2 protein-coding genes are annotated in these 444 nt (G+C 54.1%); both read right to left on the bottom strand.

Translation table 11 applies throughout. The features are described from left to right. A partial coding sequence (locus AC3DEV_RS17090; RefSeq protein WP_488372889.1) for a class II aldolase/adducin family protein occupies positions 1 to 190 on the bottom strand: 190 nt, incomplete at its 3' end. Continuing rightward, the coding region (locus AC3DEV_RS17085; protein ID WP_488372888.1) for a TIM barrel protein at positions 184 to 444 on the bottom strand (261 nt) is incomplete at its 5' end. The genes AC3DEV_RS17090 and AC3DEV_RS17085, both read right to left, overlap by 7 nt.

Genomic DNA, 444 nt, shown 5'->3' with positions numbered 1-444 from the left:
CGCTGGCTATCTCAACCACCACCATATCGTCGGCGGTCATTACCTCATACTCAACGCCGGAAGGCTTAATCACCATCCATTGCCGCGTTTCGTCTATCGCGCTGACATTGCCCCAGGTGAACGTCACCAGATGATGAACGGGAAGCGCCAGGTTTGCCGCCAGCACGTCAGCTTTCAGTTGCTCTAACATATAAATCCGGCCTCCTGCATACGCGCTTCAATCCAGCGCCGCGCCTGAATAATCTCCAGCACCGGCTCTTTGGCTTTTTCGGTCCACATTTCAATCAGAAATGATCCGCGATAGTTCAGCTCATGCAGCGTTTTGAAGATGCCAACAAAATCGACACAGCCTTCGCCAAACGGCACATCGCGGAACTGTCCGGGGCTATGTTCGGTAACGGGTTGAGTGTCTTTCAGGTGGATGGCGGCGATACGGTCGATGCC

The organism is Dietzia sp. IBK-p2-15D (assembly GCF_057773105.1).
The sequence above is the reverse complement of the archived record's forward strand: the minus strand, read 5'-3'. Positions and strand labels throughout refer to the sequence as shown.